This is a genomic window from Nakamurella deserti, assembly GCF_003260015.1.
In the GTDB taxonomy this organism is placed as follows: Bacteria; Actinomycetota; Actinomycetes; order Mycobacteriales; family Nakamurellaceae; genus Nakamurella; species Nakamurella deserti.
The window spans coordinates 614,840-631,156 of the sequence record NZ_QCXS01000003.1 but is presented as its reverse complement, the minus strand read 5'-3'; the positions used below and the strand labels follow the sequence as shown (position 1 = coordinate 631,156).

General features: G+C 68.2%; 18 protein-coding genes and 1 tRNA gene. 11 read left to right on the top strand and 8 right to left on the bottom strand.

Annotated elements, in window-relative coordinates:
* Positions 1 to 122: 122 nt before the first annotated feature.
* The 6 genes from DB033_RS16155 (at position 123) to DB033_RS16130 (ending at position 6,038) form a co-directional block, all read left to right on the top strand.
* Positions 123 to 335, top strand: coding sequence for a helix-turn-helix transcriptional regulator (locus DB033_RS16155; RefSeq protein ID WP_111767919.1), 213 nt, complete (start codon positions 123 to 125; stop codon positions 333 to 335).
* Positions 336 to 375: 40 nt separating this feature from the next.
* Positions 376 to 1,467, top strand: a complete 1,092-nt coding sequence (locus DB033_RS16150; RefSeq protein WP_111767918.1) for a recombinase RecA — start codon at positions 376 to 378, stop codon at positions 1,465 to 1,467.
* 620 nt (positions 1,468 to 2,087) lie between these two features.
* Positions 2,088 to 2,273, top strand: a complete 186-nt coding sequence (gene mobC, locus DB033_RS21835) for a plasmid mobilization relaxosome protein MobC (protein ID WP_111767917.1) — start codon at positions 2,088 to 2,090, stop codon at positions 2,271 to 2,273.
* A gap of 178 nt (positions 2,274 to 2,451) precedes the next feature.
* Positions 2,452 to 3,867: an AAA family ATPase gene (locus tag DB033_RS16140; protein ID WP_111767916.1), complete on the top strand. Its 1,416-nt coding sequence runs from the start codon at positions 2,452 to 2,454 to the stop codon at positions 3,865 to 3,867.
* A complete protein-coding gene (locus DB033_RS16135; RefSeq protein ID WP_111767915.1) occupies positions 3,864 to 4,709 on the top strand; it encodes a DUF4435 domain-containing protein in 846 nt (281 codons plus the stop codon). Before DB033_RS16140 ends, DB033_RS16135 begins: the two co-directional genes overlap by 4 nt.
* A gap of 516 nt (positions 4,710 to 5,225) precedes the next feature.
* Entirely contained in the window at positions 5,226 to 6,038 is an 813-nt protein-coding gene (locus tag DB033_RS16130; protein ID WP_205843947.1) for a tyrosine-type recombinase/integrase, read from the top strand.
* 32 nt (positions 6,039 to 6,070) lie between these two features.
* On the opposite strand, the gene DB033_RS16125 is transcribed toward DB033_RS16130, so the two are convergent.
* From DB033_RS16125 to DB033_RS16115, 3 genes are all read right to left on the bottom strand, one after another.
* Positions 6,071 to 6,147: transfer RNA gene (locus DB033_RS16125), tRNA-Pro, on the bottom strand.
* Between the two features lie 62 nt (positions 6,148 to 6,209).
* Positions 6,210 to 7,118 carry a metallophosphoesterase gene (locus DB033_RS16120; protein ID WP_111767914.1) on the bottom strand — a complete coding sequence of 303 codons (909 nt, stop codon included), beginning with the start codon at positions 7,116 to 7,118 and terminating at the stop codon, positions 6,210 to 6,212.
* Positions 7,115 to 9,451, bottom strand: coding sequence for a transglycosylase domain-containing protein (locus DB033_RS16115; protein WP_170315572.1), 2,337 nt, complete (start codon positions 9,449 to 9,451; stop codon positions 7,115 to 7,117). The genes DB033_RS16120 and DB033_RS16115 overlap by 4 nt, the downstream gene beginning before the upstream one ends.
* A gap of 402 nt (positions 9,452 to 9,853) precedes the next feature.
* On the opposite strand from DB033_RS16115, the gene DB033_RS16110 reads away from it, so the two are divergent.
* Positions 9,854 to 10,117 (top strand): WhiB family transcriptional regulator, encoded by a 264-nt coding sequence (locus DB033_RS16110; RefSeq protein WP_240615978.1) that lies wholly within the window; start codon positions 9,854 to 9,856, stop codon positions 10,115 to 10,117.
* A 30-nt stretch (positions 10,118 to 10,147) separates the two neighbouring features.
* Here DB033_RS16110 and bagB read toward each other — a convergent pair whose 3' ends face one another.
* From bagB to DB033_RS16095, 3 genes are read right to left on the bottom strand one after another with little or no spacing between them, the layout of a single operon-like run.
* A complete protein-coding gene (gene bagB / locus DB033_RS16105; RefSeq protein ID WP_111767912.1) occupies positions 10,148 to 11,242 on the bottom strand; it encodes an ArsA family ATPase in 1,095 nt (364 codons plus the stop codon).
* Positions 11,239 to 12,243, bottom strand: a complete 1,005-nt coding sequence (gene bagA / locus DB033_RS16100; RefSeq protein ID WP_111767911.1) for an ATPase BagA — start codon at positions 12,241 to 12,243, stop codon at positions 11,239 to 11,241. The genes bagB and bagA overlap by 4 nt, the downstream gene beginning before the upstream one ends.
* A 47-nt stretch (positions 12,244 to 12,290) precedes the next feature.
* Positions 12,291 to 12,539 carry a hypothetical protein gene (locus DB033_RS16095; RefSeq protein WP_111767910.1) on the bottom strand — a complete coding sequence of 83 codons (249 nt, stop codon included), beginning with the start codon at positions 12,537 to 12,539 and terminating at the stop codon, positions 12,291 to 12,293.
* 86 nt (positions 12,540 to 12,625) lie between these two features.
* Between DB033_RS16095 and DB033_RS16090 the strand changes: the two genes are divergently transcribed.
* Together DB033_RS16090 and DB033_RS16085 are read left to right on the top strand one after the other, a co-directional pair.
* Entirely contained in the window at positions 12,626 to 12,802 is a 177-nt protein-coding gene (locus tag DB033_RS16090; protein ID WP_111767909.1) for a Sp36 family protein, read from the top strand.
* Positions 12,799 to 13,254 (top strand): RidA family protein, encoded by a 456-nt coding sequence (locus DB033_RS16085; protein WP_111767908.1) that lies wholly within the window; start codon positions 12,799 to 12,801, stop codon positions 13,252 to 13,254. The genes DB033_RS16090 and DB033_RS16085 overlap by 4 nt, the downstream gene beginning before the upstream one ends.
* Here DB033_RS16085 and DB033_RS16080 read toward each other — a convergent pair.
* Positions 13,238 to 13,891, bottom strand: a complete 654-nt coding sequence (locus DB033_RS16080) for an MBL fold metallo-hydrolase (RefSeq protein WP_111767907.1) — start codon at positions 13,889 to 13,891, stop codon at positions 13,238 to 13,240. The genes DB033_RS16085 and DB033_RS16080 overlap by 17 nt on opposite strands.
* 42 nt (positions 13,892 to 13,933) lie before the next feature.
* Between DB033_RS16080 and DB033_RS16075 the strand changes: the two genes are divergently transcribed.
* The gene (locus DB033_RS16075) at positions 13,934 to 14,719 is read left to right on the top strand and encodes an MBL fold metallo-hydrolase (RefSeq protein WP_240615939.1); all 786 of its coding nucleotides are present in this window, start codon (positions 13,934 to 13,936) and stop codon (positions 14,717 to 14,719) included.
* Positions 14,716 to 15,543, top strand: a complete 828-nt coding sequence (locus DB033_RS16070; RefSeq protein ID WP_111767906.1) for a putative RNA methyltransferase — start codon at positions 14,716 to 14,718, stop codon at positions 15,541 to 15,543. Before DB033_RS16075 ends, DB033_RS16070 begins: the two co-directional genes overlap by 4 nt.
* 72 nt (positions 15,544 to 15,615) lie before the next feature.
* Here DB033_RS16070 and DB033_RS16065 read toward each other — a convergent pair whose 3' ends face one another.
* The gene (locus tag DB033_RS16065; RefSeq protein ID WP_420814084.1) at positions 15,616 to 16,233 is read right to left on the bottom strand and encodes a Crp/Fnr family transcriptional regulator; all 618 of its coding nucleotides are present in this window, start codon (positions 16,231 to 16,233) and stop codon (positions 15,616 to 15,618) included.
* Positions 16,234 to 16,317: the final 84 nt, after the last annotated feature.

The following is a 16,317-nucleotide window of genomic DNA, read 5'->3' as shown; positions in this document are numbered from 1 at the left end:
GCCATCTGAAGCTTTCGGCGTCACCGTGTCCCCTTCGCTGTCGGTACGAACCGTTGGGTTCATACCGAGCGCTCATCGATCCGCGTGATTAGTGGGCCCTGACACCGACAGAAGGACACCCGATGACCAACCCCTTGCTCACCCCGGCGGAGGCCGGCGCCCAGGTCGGACTCAGCGCCGGTGCTCTCGCGCAGCTGCGCTACACCGGAGGCGGCCCCCGGTTCATCAAGCTGACCGCGAAGGCGGTGCGCTACCGCCAGGACGATCTCGACGCCTGGATTGCGGACAAGATGCGCGTCGACACCCGGGACCGCGTGACCGCGTCTTCCGCATGAAGATCCGGACGGACTCCAGTCGGCGGCCGGAGTCAGCCCCATGATCGAGAACGGAACGGCCGTCGCGCCGATGGTCGCCGATGCTTCGGACCGTGTGTTCCTCGTTCCCGACACCGGGGGAGCGGAACGCGGAGCCGGTTTCGACGCCCGGGTGCGCCGGGGTAGCCGCCGCTACGTCGACGTCGCGGCCATGCTGGCCGGTGGTCTGCCGGAGCCGCCGGCACCGTTGCTGCTGGCCAGGTCGGACGGGCACTGCCTGTTCTACGAGGGCCAGGTCAACGTCCTGTTCGGCGACCCGGAGTCGGGCAAGACCCTGATCGCCTTGGCGGCACTGTCAGAGCTCGCACTCGGCCGCCGGCGGTCGGTGTTCGTCGACATCGACCACAACGGCCCGGAGGCCATCGTCGGGCGGCTGCTGGCCCTCGGCGTCGACCCGGCCTACCTCGGTGATCCTGGCCTATTCCGGTACATGGAGCCTGAGGGCCGCAACGACCTGCTGGACATCGTCGCGTTCCTGCGGACGTGGGAGCCGGCGGCCGCGGTCGTCGACTCGCTCGGGGAGCTGCTGCCGCTGCTCGGACGGAAGTCCAACGACCCCGACGACTTCACCACCGCCCACTCCGACGTCCTCAAGCCCATCGCAGTGGCCGGTGCTGCGGTGATCGGCATCGACCACCTGGCCAAGAACACCGACAGCCGTGCCGCCGGCCCCACCGGCACCGCCGCCAAGCGGCGCACCGTGTCGGGCGCGTCGATCCGGGTCACGGTCAAGGAGCAGTTCGTACCCGGCCGCGGCGGCTCCGCGGTACTGACGGTGAACAAGGACCGCCACGGCGGACTGCGCCGACACTGCCCTCTCGGCTCGAAAGAACCACCCGCCGGCACCTTCTCGGTCATCCCGCTCCCGGACGGCGCCCTGGGCTGGGACATCGCCCCACCGCATCACCTCGACGCCGAGCACCTCTCCGGCGTCGCCCAGCCCGACCTGGCCGCCCTCGACCGCCTCGACCCGCCGCCCCGCTCGGTCCGCGATGCAGCCGAACGACTCCGGTGGGGCAACGACCGCACCACCGCCGCACTCCGGGAATGGCGACGTTCCCGGAACACTCCCAGGAACGAGGAACAACCATGACCACACCTAAGTCTTCGACTGCCTGCTCATGCGTCAGGACGGCCAGACGAGTTCCGGGAACGCTCCCGGAACAGTTCTCTGCGGTCGCACGAAGCGCACAAGCCGCGCCCTGCGCCGGCAGCCCGCGGGAGCGGTTAGATTTTCCTTCTCCAGGATTTTCGGGAACCGACCAGCAGCGCCGCGCGACCTGTGACCCACGGGTGACCACTGCGGAGCAAGCTATAGCCTGGGGATATCCCAGGCCCGCAGGTCGCGGCTTCGCCGCGCCCCGCGGCCACACCTTGAGTGTGGCCACGGCCCCGTCACCGGGTCGCTGCGCTAGGCAGAACAGCATCACCGAGAAGGAAAAGCAGACGGCCGATCGCTCCGACTCAGGAGCGGAACAGTGACGGACAGCAACGAGTCAGGCCCCGCCGTGCCAGCGCGCCGCGACAGATCTGCAGCCGGCCGCAGGCCGGCCGGCGTGCTCATCAGACTCACCGACCAGGAACGCAGCGCCCTAGCTCTCCGTGCGGCCACACAGGGCATCAGCGTCCAGCGGTACTTGCTGGAGTGCGCCGCTGCAGTCGAGGCAGGCGGTGGCGGCCTTGAACAAGAACTGAGCGCAACGAGTTCCTCAAATGCTTGCTCTTCGCCGCCTAGTAGCGAACGTTGCAAACAACGTTAACCAAATTGCCAGGGTAGCTAATAATTCCGGCCTAGACGAGGTGCGGCTTGAGTTGCAAGTGACCCTCGAAGCCGCCCGCAGAGCCTCCGATAATATTTTTGACTTCGTCGACCTGATGCTACCAAAGCGCGGGAGTTGATTACCGGCGGCAGTGTTTAGACGACTTCCGAAAATAGCAGACAGAGGCCACAATTTTTTCGAACGTGAGGCTTTGTTCCGAAGGTAATAACTATAGACAGACCCTAAGCTTCTTGGCTCTGGCAGGTGCCTGTATCCTAGACCAGCACCCACAAATTATACTTACCATTGGAGGTTCGATGCCGCATCTCGTTGGAATCGAAGTACATGGCCTGTTGTGGTCGCATCATCACTATATTCAATTTCCGGCAACTGACGAGTTTGTGATCATTCATGGGCCCAATGGAGTGGGCAAGACTAGGTTGCTTGAGCTCATAAAGGCGATTGCGGACCAAGACTGGGCGAAAGTCGCATCTACACCCTTCGTTGCTGCTCAGATCGAGTTCGACGATGGAACCTATATCGATATTGATAGGTCGGATGCTGTCGACAACGCGGATTTAGAAAGGACCGGCTCTAGTCGCAGCTTGGGGCTTCCGCTCGCCATTACGTTAATTCAGCCGGACAGCGAAGCATTACACTGGCGCCCCCGGGTGCCAGGTTTCGAAGACCTAGCGCGGTTCCTTGAGAACGAGATCCCGCAACTTGTTCGCACGGGGGTAAATGAGTGGCGAGATATTCACAGCAGCACGGATGGCGGGCTCACCCTAAATGACGTTCTCAACGCCTACCCCGACGAGATCGCGTCTAGTCGGCGCCTGCGTGAACTCATCGGTCGCACCCAGGCCCCAACTAGAATCAGCGAATTCCTAGCTTCATTTGACGTTCGCCTTATCGAGACGCAACGGCTCTTGCAGCTTGACAGGCACGATCGCACCGATCCGCGCGCCCGGGCAGACTACCGTTCCCCACGTGAGGTCAAACCCGCGGTGACGGTCGAGAACTTTGCCGAACAGTTGAGCATTGCGCTAAAGGCAGCGCAGGCTGAGAACTCGCGAACAACGCAGGCGCTAGATCGTACCTTCCCGGGTCGACTGTTGATGGAAGGTGGTGAGGCCTTCACACCTCACGACGACGATCAAATTCGCGCACGTTATGCAGAGCAAACCGAGCTTAGAAGGCGGCTATCGCGGATTGACGTGCTTGAAGCTGTCACATTTGATGTAACTCTGCCAGATCGGGAGCTAGCAGTCTGGGAACGGCGCGTTCTCTGGCTTTACCTCGACGATGCCGCCCAAAAATTGGCAACATTCGATGAGATTTCGCAGCGTGTGGAACTATTCCGCGATCTGATTAACGCGCGCTTCCTAGGTAAGGAGCTCGTTATCGATCGAGGACGCGGGTTTCGAGTTGCGACAAGTGATGGCCGTAGTATCGCACTCGCAAGCCTATCCTCAGGTGAGCAGCACGAGATGGTGATTTTCTTCGGACTGATCTTTAACGTGCAGCCCGGCGCGCTCGTCCTAATAGACGAGCCGGAAATTTCCCTACATATAAGCTGGCAGCAAAAGTTCATGGATGATTTATTGCAGATTGCACGAGTAACCTCGGCTCGGTTCATCGTGGCGACGCACTCGCCACAGATTATGAATAAGTGGTGGAGAAAATCTGTCAGTCTTAGTGGTCTAGCTGGTACGAACTTGGAGACCAAGTGACAGTCTCACTGAGCCCGGACGAGCATTTAGCTGAGGTCCTGATGATGCGAACTGCGGACGATCGGACAATTTTGTTCGTAGAGGGTGAGTCAGATTGTCAGGCGCTCGATTCGCATATCGACAGCGAGTGCACCTATTCTCTCCCGGCTGGCGGAAAGCAGACTGTCCTTAAGGTTAGGGATCTAATTCGATCATGTCAGATTGAGCGAGTGGTATTTCTCGTAGATCGCGACCTTGGTGCGCCAGCGTCTGAGGGTGGTGACGACTTGTTTGTTACGGATTTCTACGATCTGGACGCGACTCTATTTTTTTCGGCGGATATCCTCGGTCGGGTTGTTCACTCTCATCTACCAAGGGGACTCGTGCATCAGTTGGCACCAGCTGGCGTAGTCGCGCTCCCCGTCGTTATGGGAGAACGGCTGCAGCCCCTATCGGCATTGCGGATCGTATCATTGACTACCGCGTTGCATCTCAATCTTGGCGGTTTCCCGATGGATGCCGTCCTAACCTCAGACTTCCAAATTGACACGGAGAAGCTCTGTTCAGTTGCAATATCAAGAACGGAGCCGAGACCGTCGCGAACTGTAGAAGAGCTTCGTGACGCGATTTGGCTTGAAATTAGGTCGAATTCGGATATTGCACTTGCTCATTGCGGCCATGATCTGTACTCAATACTAGCTGCTTCGGCCCGAAAGCTGAGAGCCACTGCGGGCAAAGATGCGCTTGAGAAGGCAGCGCGCGCAGCGCTCAATTGTGCCGAGCTCCACAAATTTCTTTTTGTTGCTGCAATGCAGCGCTGGGCTGACGATCACGGAACAAGGATCTGGAACTGTTGGGCGTGACTAGGCCCGGTGACCTGAGCGTCGCCCTCAGGTGTTCCCTGCTCCTAGGTCCCTGTGTCGGGAACGGGGAACGGATTGCCGCCTGGGTGCGAATCGACCTTGGTGACAGGGTTGTGACCTTGCTGTCTGGTCGGTCTCCGCTTCACCTGAGTTGCTGACCATCCCCCTGGATTAAGGAGGCACGAGTTGGCCACCATCGAGCCGTATACCGCCGCTGACGGGGAGCAAGCGGTACCGCGTGCGTCTGCGTGTCGACGGCAAGACCACCTCAAAGCGGGGCTTCATGACCGTCCGCGACGCCAAGCGATTCGCGGCCCAGGTCGAGGTGGCGAGAACCGGGGTGAGTACGTCGCGCCGTCCGCCGGCCGCATCACCGTCGGTGACTTGGCTGCCCGCTGGCTCGCGGACTCTGTCCGCATCAAGTCGACGACTCGAGCTGCCCGGGAGAGCGCCTGGGCGCACCGTGTAGGCCCTCGGTGGGCTCATGTGACCGCCGCCGACGTTCGACCGAACGCAGTGCGCTCCTGGGTGGCCGGCATGGTCGCCGAGGGCGTCGGTGCCGCGTCGATCGAGGCGGCCCTCCTGGTGTTGCGGAACACCTTGGAAACCGCGGTGGAGGACCGGGCGCTCGCCATCAACCCGGCGGCCGGGATCAAGGCTCCACGGCGGCAGCAGGAGCGTCGGGGCTATCTCACCGTCGGCCAGGTGCAGCGACTCTCCGACGAGGTCGGCGCACACCGGGACAACGACCGGGCCGCCGTCCGGTTACTGGCCCTGACCGGCCTGCGGTGGGGCGAGCTGGCTGCCCTGCGGGTGGGTTCGTCCGACATGCTGCGCCGGCGGGTGACCATCACCGAGGCCATGGCGGAGGTCAAAGGAAAGTCGGTCGTCTCGAGTCCGAAGACCCACGAGAAGCGCACGGTGCCGTTCCCGTCAGCGCTGGCGGGCGAGCTCGCCGCCCTGATGGTCGGCAAGGGACGGGACGACCTGGTGTTCACCAGCCCCGAGGGTGACTGGTTCCGGGTGTCGACCTTCCGCACCCGGGTCTTCGCGCGAGCTGTCGCCCGATGCCAGGTCGACGACCCGGACTTCCCGACGGTTACACCGCACGATCTACGGCACACAGCGGCTTCGCTGGCCATCTCGGCCGGCGCCAACGTGAAGAGCGTCCAGACGATGCTCGGCCACGCCTCGGCGGCGATGACGCTGGACACCTACGCAGATCTGTTCCCCGACGATTTAGACGCTGTCGCTGAGAGGTTGGACGTCGTCTGGCGAGCAGAGTGTGTCCAGATTGTGTCCACGGGGGTCGAGACTCCCACCGCGTGAGGTCAGAGCATGTGCTCTAACCTGGGAAAACATGGTCGGGGTGACAGGATTTGAACCTGCGACCTCTTCGTCCCGAACGAAGCGCGCTACCAAGCTGCGCCACACCCCGTGATGCCTGAACCAGACTAGCCGATCCGGGCCGGTGCTCCTGACCAGTTTCCGGTCCTGAGCTCAGTTGTCCCCGGGCGGCACCAGGGTCAGCAGCGTTGCCTCCGGCCGGCAGCAGAACCGCGCGGGCAGGAAGGGGTTGCCGCCGATCCCCGCGGAGACGTGCAGCCGGCTCGACGCACCCCACCGCGACAGTCCGCGGGCGCGGCTCCGGTCGAGCCCGCTGTTGGTGGTCAGCGCCCCCACGATCGGCAGTCGCACCTGACCGCCGTGGGTGTGCCCCGCCAGCAGCAGGTCGTAGCCGTCGCCGGCGAAGCGGTCCAGCACCCGCGGCTCGGGGGAGTGCAGCACCCCGATCCGGACCACCGCGTCGGTGTCGGCGGGCCCGGCGATCTGGTCGTAGTCGTCGCGCTCGGTGTGCGGATCGTCGACCCCGGCGAAGGCGATCCGCTGCCCGCGCACGGTCACTGTGCCCTGCCGGTTCGTCAGGTCCAGCCAGCCGCGCTCGGCCTGCGCCGCCCGCAGATCCCGCCACGGCAGCGGAACCCCCGGGATCCGCGGGCCCTTCTTCACGAAGTAGCGGTGCGGGCTCTTGCGCACCGGCTCGACGAAGTCGTTGTTGCCGAATACGAACGCCCCCGGCAGCTCCAGCAGGTTGCCCAGTGCGGCCACCGCGGTCGGCACCGAGCGCTTGTTCGACAACGTGTCGCCGGTGTTGACCACGACGTCCGGGTGCAGCGCGGTCAACCCGCTCACCCACGCCACCTTGCGGTCGTCGTCGGGCATCAGGTGCAGGTCCGACAGGTGCAGCAGCCGGATGGGCAGCGAGCCCGGACGCAGCACCGGCACCTCGATGCGCCGCAGCGCGAACCACCGCGGCTCGACGAGCAGCGCGTACGACGCCACAGCGGCCCCGGTACCGGCCAGACCGCCCGCGACGGTGGCGGCGCGGGCTCTCAGGGAGCGGGTCATCCGGCGGGACCGGACGAGACGACGAGGCTGACCGCAGCCCCGGGGATGGCCGCCGAGGTCGGTGACTGACGGAGCACGGTGCCCGCGGCGGCCGAATTCTGCTCCTCGGTCACGTAGTCGTCGGGCACGGTGTAGCCGGCCGCCGTCAACGCCGACCGTGCGTCTTCCAACTGCTGACCGACGACCTTGGTCACCGACGCGCTGCCGGTGCCCTTCTGGTACTGCAGCGTCGCCGGCGGGAAGTCCAGCGGCTCCTTGCCCTCGTGCAGCTTGACCATGGTGTCGGCCCAGGTCTTCGCGGGGACCGAGCCACCACCCATCCCGGCGCCGCCCTGGGCCTCCTCGGCGGTGCACGTGCGCACGGTGGGCGTCCGGCAGATGGGCTGCGGGCCGTTGTCGAAGTCGAAGACCAACGTCGCGCCGGCGTAGTACGGAGTGAACCCGAGGAACGCCGACGACTTGTAGTCCTGGGTGGTGCCGGTCTTGCCGGCCGCCGGGCGGTTGCCCCAGCCCGCCGCCTCGAGCGAGCCGTGTGCGGTGCCGTAGTCGGCCAGGATGTCGGGCTCCATCGCCTGCGCCAGCGTCGACGCGAGCTTGGCGTCGACCGCCTGGTCGCAGGGGATCTGGTTCCACTGCACCGGGTCGCCGTTGCGGTCGGTGATGGCGGCCACCGGCGTCGGCGGGCACCACATGCCGTTGGAGGCGATCGTGGCGCCGGTGTTGGCCAGCTCCAGCGGGCTCACCGGAGTCACCCCGAGGGTGAAGGAGGTGATCTTCTGCTGCACGACCTGGTCGGCGTAGCTGCCGGCGAGGCTGGCGAAGCCGCGTTCCACCTCACCGGCGGGCAGGTTGTAGCCGCGCAGCCCCAGCTTGACCGCCATCTGCGCCACCTCGGTCAACCCGACCTGGTCCTCCAACGCGACGAACGCGGTGTTCGGTGAGGTGGCCAGGGCCCGCTCCAGCGTCATCGTGGTGGGGTAGTTCTCGTTGGCGTTCTCGACGACCGACGTGGGCGTCAGCGGCGAGCTGTACCGGGCGGGCGAGTCGATCACCGAGTCGGTGCCGAGGCTCTTCTCCATCGCCGCCGCCGCGGTGAACATCTTGAACGTCGACCCGGCGCCGAGCGGCGCGAAGGTGGTCGCCAGTCGCAGTGTCGTCTGACCCTGATCGGTCAACAGGCCGTAGGGCCGGTTCACCGCCAGCGCCAGCACGGGCCGGCCGGTCGCGTTCGGGTTGGTCGACGGCTCGACGACGGCCATCACGTCCGCGATCCGCGCCGACTCCTGCGGTGCCGGGTCGACGTTGGACCTCACCGACTCGACCGCACGCTGCATGACCGTCGGGTCCAGCGTGGTGCGGATCGTGTACCCACCGGCCGACAGCTGCTCGTAGCTGAAGCCGCCGCCGTCGGGCAGGTTCTCCAGGTAGTCCAGCACGTACTGGCAGAAGTAGCCGTTCGTGTCGGAGTTGGCCGCCTGGATGCAGCCGTTGGTCTTGACGTTGCGGGTCGCGGTCAGCGGCAGCGCCTTGGTCTCGGTGGCCACGTCCTGCGAGATGTAGCCGTCGCGGGCCATCGCGTTGAGCACCAGGTCGCGGCGCTCGAGCACGCGGGGCGGGCCGGCCTCGGTGAACGGGTTGAACTTGTTCGGGTTGTTGACCATGCCGGCGAGCACGGTCGCCTCGTTGAGGTCGAGGTCGGCGGCGTTCTTGCTGAAGAAATACTGTGCGGCGGCCTGCGCCCCGTAGACCGACGGCGCGAACGCCACCGTGTTCAGGTACGCCTCGAGGATCTCGTTCTTGCTGCGGGTCTGCTCGAGGTTCAGCGCCATCCGCGCCTCGCGGAGCTTGCGGATCGGGGTCACCTCGATCGCCGCGGCCTTCTCGGCGTCGGTCTTGGCCACCACCAGGAACAGGTAGTTCTTCACGTACTGCTGGGTGATCGTCGACCCGCCGCCGGTGCCCTCCGACCCCTGGATGACGCCGAGGGCGGCCCGGGCGGTGCCGCGCCAGTCGACGCCGCGGTGCTGGTAGAACCGGCGGTCCTCGATCGCGACCACCCCGTTGGTCAGGTACTTCGACATCTGCGACAGCGGCACCCAGGTGCGGTTCTGCGCGTACAGATAGGCGATCGGGGTGCCCGCGTTGTCGGTCACCGTCGTCGTCTGGTCCGCGGGCAGGTTGAGGTCGACGTCGTCGGACTGCTTGACCGCCGACGCCACCTCGGTGCCGCCGTAACCGATGGCGGCCGCGAACGGCAGCATCAGGACGGCGACGAGAAAGCCGGCGATGAAGGTTCCGGCGGCCATCCGGCCGAGATTGTCTTTGACACGCACGGTCATCAGGGTACGGGGCCGACCTGCTCCGATGCCGGGACCGACGACCGAGGTGGCGCCGCCCACAGGCACCTCCCATGCACGCTCGCCCCGCTCCCGGACGGTCACGGAGGGTGTCCCGACCACTGTTACCGAACTGTGACAAAGAAACTCGGAAAAACCGCGGAACCCCTGACGGGGAGGCGACGTCTCACTCGCGTCGGGCTCAGAACGGGCCTGGTGATGCCCGATCGGGCGAGCCGGTCAACCGGACGCGTCGGGGCATCGCACACGAAGATGACGATGCGGTAGCTGGAGGGGGACACCATGACGGTGACAATGCTGCAGACGGGGGCCATGCGTGAGCGGGCACTGGTCAACACCGAGATCCGCGACTCCGAGGAGTCGCGCGAGTGGGCGACGATGGGTCGCTGTGTGGGGCGCGACCCCGACGAACTGTTCGTGACCGGCGCCGCGCAGCGCGTCGCGGCGAAGGTCTGCAACGGCTGCCCGGTCCGCCTCCAGTGCCTGTCCGACGCGCTGGACAACCGCGTCGAGTTCGGCGTGTGGGGCGGCCTGACCGAGCGCCAGCGCCGGATGCTGCTGCGCAACCGCCCCGACGTCACCAACTGGCGCGAGCTGCTCGAGAACTCCCGCCCCGGCGCGGTCGAGGCCGCCGCCAGCTGACCCCGGCGGCCGCCGCCGGCTGAGGGGGTTTCAGCCGGCGGCGAGCCGATCGCCGATCGCCCGCAGCGCGTCCAGGTCGTGGACGTCGGTGGCCGTCGCGGGCACCGACACGCTCGGGAGCCCCGGATGCGCCCGCACGAAACGCGCCGTCATCCGGGTCTCGTTGCCGTGCACGGTCATCCGCTCGGCGTGCAGCCGCAGCACCGCCGAGGTCAGCGGGGCGACGCCGTCGAGCTTCTCCGCGGCGGCCTCGGCCTGCTGCCCCGACAGTTCCGCGAACGGCGGGTGCGTGCGGTTGAGCACGATGCCGGCCAACGGCATGTCTTCGGCGCCCAGCCGATCGGCGAAGTAAGACGCTTCACGCAACGCGTCCGACTCCGGGGTGGCCACCACGAGGAACGTGGTCCCCTCGTCCCGGAGCAGCTCGTACGTCGATTCGGCACGGGCCCGGAAGCCGCCGAACATGTCCTCGAACAACGCCACGAACTTCGCGGCGTCGGTGAGCATCTGTCCGCCGATGACCGTGCTCACGGCCTTGGCGAACAGGTTGAACCCGACGCCCACGACCTTGATGACGCCGCGCCCGGGACTGGTCAGCAGCTTGATGGTGCGCCCGTCCAGGAACGACGAGAGCCGCTGCGGCGCGTCCAGGAAGTCCAGTGCCGACCGGCTCGGCGGGGTGTCCACCACGATCAGATCCCACTGCCCGGTGGCGGCCAGTCGGCCCAGCTTCTCCATCGCCATGTACTCCTGCGTCCCGCTGAAGGAGCTGGAGATGGTCTGGTAGAAGGGATTGGCGAAGATCTGCTCCGCCCGCTGCGGCGTCGAGTGCGCCGACACCATGTCGTCGAAGGTCCGCCGGGTGTCGAGCATCATCGCCCAGAGCTCGCCCGCACTGCCCGTCTCCACCCGCCGTGGGGTGTTGTCGAGCTCGTCCAGGCCCAGCGACTGGGCCAGCCGCTTCGCCGGGTCGATGGTCAGCACCGCGGTGGTCCGCCCCCGGTCGGCGGCGCGCAGGGCGATCGACGCGGCGGTCGTGGTCTTGCCCACCCCACCCGAGCCGCAGGTCACGATGATCCTGGTCGCCGGGTCCCCGATCAGCTCGTCGAGATCCAACCGGGTCATCGGACGCCCTGCGCGTGCAGGTGGTCGGCCAGCTCGTACAGCCCGCCCAGGTCGGCACCGTCGGCCAGGAACGGCAGCGTGATCACCGGCAGCCCCTGGGCGGCGACGGTCTCGGCGCACTCGCGTTCGGCGACGACCTTGGTGGCGTGCAGGGTGGCCTCCTCGATCAGCCCGTCGACGAGGGCGGGGGTGGCGGTGATGCCGCCGCTGTGCAGCCCGGCGGCGAGCCGCTCGGGGTCGAGCCGGCCCTCCGCCGCGGGCAGCAGCGCCGCGTCGGCCAGGTGCGCGCCGGTCGCGGCGTTCACGATCAGCGTGCCGACCTGCAGCCCGACCTCCCCGAGGCCCGCGACGGCCTCGATCGTCTCGGTGACCGGCATGTCCTGCAGCAACGTCACCAGGTGGACCATCGTGTCGGGGGAGTGCAGCAGCTCCACGACCCCGTCGGCCTGGTTGCGGATCGGGCCCTTGCGGGCGAGGTCGGCCATCGCGACCGTGACGTTGAGGAACGACACCACCCGGCCCGTCGGCGGGGCATCCATCACCACGGCGTCGTAGACGCAGGAGCCGTCGCGCTCGGTGCGGGTGACGCACTCCTTGGTCTTGCCGGTCAGCAGCACGTCCCGCAGCCCCGGGGCGAGGGTGGTCGCGAACTCGACGGCACCCATCTTCTTCAGCGACCGGCCGGCGAAGCCGAGGTTGTAGAACATCGCGAAGTACTCCATCAACGCGGCCTCCACGTCGATGGCCAGCGCACGGACCTCGCCGCCCTCGGCGGCCACCGCGATCTTGCGCTCCTCGTAGGGCAGCGGCGGCAGGTCGAACAACCGGGCGATGGCCTGGCGTTCCTCGACCTCCACCAGCAGCACCCGCTTGCCGCCCGCGGCGAGCGCGATGGCCAGCGCGGCGGCGACGGTGGTCTTCCCGGTGCCGCCCTTGCCGGAGACGATGTGCAGACGGGCTCGACGGGCCGCGTCCGGCCAGAGCTCAGCGGTCGCGGCCATGCCGGTCAGCGTAGTGGGCGCACCCGCCGGGCGGCGGAGCGCGCGGTTCAGTCGACGGCGGCCATGGCCAGCAGCGTGACGGCCGGCAGCGCGACGACGACCGCGGCCAGCCACCAGGGACCGACGAAGGCGGCCAGCACCACCACCGGCACCAGCAGCAGCCACGGCGCCAGCCGGCGGGCGGCGGTGCCGGCACTGCCGCCGCGGCGGTCCTTGAGCGTGTCGAACCGCAGGGCCAGCAGCAGCAGGATCAACACCGTCGCCCCGGCCGCCGCCGCCCATCGCCACCACTCCATGACCGGTGATTGTGCCGGTCCCGGGGCGGTGCGCGCCCGCCGACGGTGTCCCGGCCGTCCGCGCACCGGGCCGATAGGGTCAGGGCATGACACAGCCCACCCCCGCCCGTCGTAGCTGGGAATACGCCACCATCCCGCTGATCAGTCACGTCACCAAGCAGATCCTGGACACCTGGGGGGAGGACGGCTGGGAGCTCGTCTCGGTCATCCCCGGCCCGAACCCGGAGCAGCTGGTCGCCTACCTGAAGCGCGAGAAGCTGTGACCGCGTCGGCGAAGTTGGCCGAGCTGGGTATCGTGCTGCCCGCGCTGCCCGCGGCCGCCGGCTCGTACCTGCCCTGGTCGCGTACCGGCAACCTGGTCTACACCGCGGGTCAACTGCCGTTCGTGGACGGTGCGCTGCCGGCCACCGGCAAGGTCGGCGCCGAGGTCGACCCGGCCGACGCCAACCGGCTGGCCCGGCAGTGCGCGCTCAACGTGCTGGCCGCCGCGCACGACGCGGTCGGCATCGACAACGTCGTCCGGATCATCAAGGTCGTCGGCTTCGTGGCGTCGGCCCCGGGCTTCAACGGTCAACCGGGTGTCATCAACGGCGCGTCGGACCTGTTCGCCGAGGTGCTCGGCGAGGACGGCCGGCACGCCCGCTCCGCCGTCGGTGTGTCCGAGCTGCCGCTGAACTCGCCCGTCGAGGTGGAGGCGGTCATCGAGGTCCGCTGACCTCGGCAAGGTCGCGTCGCCACCGGGCGACGACGTCGGTCCCCGGGTGTCCGTGCCCGGGGATCACGAGTGCCGCCCGCTCGGCGTAGGGGCGCAGCGTCTCCAAACCCTCGACGTACTCGGACGGTCCGGTCTCCTCCGGTAGCGGCGGCTCGACGTCGCTGAGCATGTCGCCGGCGATGAGCACCCGCGGTCCGGGCAGCCAGAGCGCGGTGTGGCCGGGGGTGTGCGCGTCGTGCACCACCGGTTCGACCGGCTCCGGCCAGGGCAGACCCTCGGCGGCGGTGAGCCGCCCGACCAGCGGTGTGAGGTCGGCGGGCCAGTCGCCCAGCGCACTGACCAGATGCTGTCGGCTCTCGGCGGCGCGCCGGGCGGTCACCGCCGACGCCCACCGGGGAGCGTGCCCGAACCGGGGATGCCAGAGCACATGGTCGTGGTGGGCGTGGGTGGCGAACCCGCCGACCACCGTCAGACCGCGGTGATCCAGCCAGTCGGCCAGCCCGGCCAGCTCGTCCGGCGTCCACGACGGGTCGACGAGCAGCGCCTCGTCCCCGTGCACCAGCACCGTGCTGGTGGTCATGTCCAGCACCGAGGTGGCGACGTGGACACCGTCGGCGACCTCGACGGGTGTGCGCATCCCCGCAGTCTGCCCCGCCGGCCGGGGCTTACGGTGGTCGGCGTGAACGACGCCTCCGGGGTGCGGCCCCGTACCGCGCTGACCGGCTCCCGGTTGGCTCCCAACGCCGGTCCCATGACCCTGGACGGCACCAACTCCTACGTGCTGTCCGGCCCCGGATCCGCGTCCGTGATCGTCGTCGACCCGGGTCCGCTGGACGAGACACACCTCGCCGACCTCGCCGCCCGGCCCGTCGAGCTCGTGCTCATCACCCACCACCACCTCGACCACACCGCGGCGAGCGAGCGGTTCGCCGCCCTCACCGGGGCGCCGGTGCGGGCGCTGGACCCCGCCTTCTGCGTCGGTGGTGCGTCGCTGACCGACGGCGAGGTCATCGAGGCGGCCGGCGTGCACGTGCAGGTGCTGGCCACCCCCGGCCACACCGCCGACTCGGTCTGTTTCCTGCTCCGTGACGACGTCGCGCCCGACGGCCGGCCCACCGGGTCGGTGCTCACCGGCGACACCATCCTGGGCCGCGGGACGACGATCCTCGCCCATCCGGACGGTCGGCTCGGCGACTACCTGGCGTCGTTGGAGCGGCTCGCCGCGTTGGGGCCGGCGACGGTGCTACCCGCACACGGCCCGGTGCTGCCCGACCTCGCAGCCGTCGTGGGGCGGTACCGCGAACACCGGCTGGCCCGGTTGGCCGCGGTCGAGGCGGCGGTGGCCGCGGTCGGCGACGACGTGGTCGCGGTGACCGACGCGGTCTACACCGACATCGACGACAGCGTCCGGCCAGCCGCCGAGAGGTCGGTCGCCGCGCAGCTGGAGTACCTGCGGTCCCGGTGATCGACCCCGTCCTGCCCGCTCTGGCCTGCCCGCACTGCGACGGCCCGCTGACCCGCACCGACGGCACTCTCGGCTGCCCGCAGGGTCACCGCTTCGACCTCGCCCGGCAGGGCTACGTGTCGCTGCTCGGCCGTCGGTCGCGCACCGACACCGGCGACAGCGCCGAGATGGTCACCGCCCGGGACGCGTTCCTCGCCGCCGGGCACTACCGGCCGACCGCCGACGCGGTGACCGCGCTCTGCCCGGCGGACGCACAGGTGCTGCTGGAGGTCGGGGCGGGCACCGGCTGGTACCTCGCCGCGGTGCTCGCGGCGCGGCCGGGAGCCGTCGGGATCGCCCTGGACGCCTCGGTGCGCGCGGCACGGCGGGCGGCGTCGGCGTCACCGGCGATCGGGTCCGTCGTCGCCGACGCCTGGTCGCGGCTGCCGGTCGCCGACGGGGCCGTCGACGTCGCCCTCAGCATCTTCGCGCCGCGGGACGCCGCCGAGCTGTCCCGGGTGCTGCGGCCGGACGGGCGGCTGATCGTGGTAACCCCAGCGCCCGCGCACCTGGCCGAGCTGATCGGTCCGCTCGGGATGCTCACGGTGGACGCCGGCAAGGACGCGAAACTCGCCGCGTCGCTGGCCGGGGAGTTCGTCGCCGACGGGAGCACCGACGTCCGGTCGCCGCTACGGCTGGACCGGGACGATCTGCGGCGGCTGGTGCTGATGGGGCCGTCGGCGCGACACGTCGACCGGGAGTCGCTGGACCGGACACTGGCCGCCGGACCCGACGTCACCGTCGCGACGCTGGCGGTGACGGTCAGCCGCTGGCGCCGTCGCTGACCCCGGACACACGACACCGCCCCCGGCGGACCGGAGGCGGTGTGGTGGTGCGTTCAGCGGTGTGCGGTGCGTTCAGCGGGAGCGACGGGCCAGCCGGTCGGCGTCCAGGATGATCACGCTCTTGCCCTCGAGGCGCAGCCAGCCACGCTGACCGAAGTCGGCGAGTGCCTTGTTGACCGTCTCGCGGGAGGCTCCGACCAACTGGGCGAGCTCCTCCTGCGTCAGGTCGTGCGTGACGCGGGTGGTGTTGCCCTCCTGCGACCCGAACTGGCGGGCCAGCTGCAGCAGCGCCTTGGCCACCCGGCCGGGGACGTCGGTGAAGATCAGGTCGGCGAGCGAGTTGTTCGTCCGGCGCAGCCTGCGGGCGAGCACCCGCAGCAACTGCTCGGCGATCTCGGGGCGCAGCCGGATCCACTGCAGCATGGAGTTGCGCTCCATCGTCGCCAGCGTCACGTCGGTGACCGCGGTGGCCGACGAGGTGCGCGGGCCCGGGTCGAAGACGCTCAGCTCGCCGAACATGTCCGACGGGCCCATCACGGCCAGCAGGTTCTCGCGTCCGTCGGCGGAGTGCCGACCGAGCTTCACCTTCCCGGACAGGATGACGTAGAGGCGGTCCCCGAGTTCGCCCTCGGAGAAGATCGCGCTACCCCTGGGGTACTCGACCGTCTCCAGTTGGGAACCCAACGCCATCGCGGCGTCCGGGTCCACACCCTGAAAAATCCCGGCCTTCGCCAGCGTGTCTTCCACCAGTCCTCCTGCCCTGCCCTATGACCT